This is a genomic window from Neisseria sp. HMSC074B07 (assembly GCF_001810355.1).
Classification (GTDB): domain Bacteria; phylum Pseudomonadota; class Gammaproteobacteria; order Burkholderiales; family Neisseriaceae; genus Neisseria.
In genome coordinates this window covers 1-487 of sequence record NZ_KV800974.1, presented here as the reverse complement: position 1 = coordinate 487, position 487 = coordinate 1, and the positions used below count along the sequence as shown (strand labels likewise).

The following is a 487-nucleotide window of genomic DNA, read 5'->3' as shown; positions in this document are numbered from 1 at the left end:
TGGCCGTATTCGTAGGAAGTGGTATGGCCTTCGCCGTCGGTATGGGTTTTCAGACGACCTGCGGCATCATAGCCGAAGGTTTCTTTGCTGCCGTCGGGATAGAGGGCGAGGGTGAGGTTTTGGTCGGCATCGTAATGGTATTCGGTGTGCTGTCCCAGCGCATCGGTAATGCGCGCCAGTTGCCCTTCGGAGGTGTAGGCCAGTTTGGTTTCGTAACCGGAGCAGTCGGTAATGAGGTCGGGCTGGCGGTTTTCATTGTAGTGATAGGCGGTGCTGCTGCCGTTCGGATCGGTCACCGACAGCAACAGGCCGTTGTCGGCGTATTCGAAACGGGTGGTATGTTTCAGCGGGTCGGTATGGGTCAGCAGGTTGCCCGCTTCGTCGTAGGTATAGCCGTCATAACGGCCTTCCGCATCGCTTTTACGGATCAGGCGGTAGCAGTCGTCATAGTCGAAATGCAGGATGGCGCCGTCGGGGCGGACGATGG

1 pseudogene is annotated in these 487 nt (G+C 58.1%); it reads right to left on the bottom strand.

The annotated features are described in order from the left end of the window. Window positions 1-487 (bottom strand): annotated as a pseudogene (locus tag HMPREF2726_RS10715) (RHS repeat protein); the annotation flags it as partial.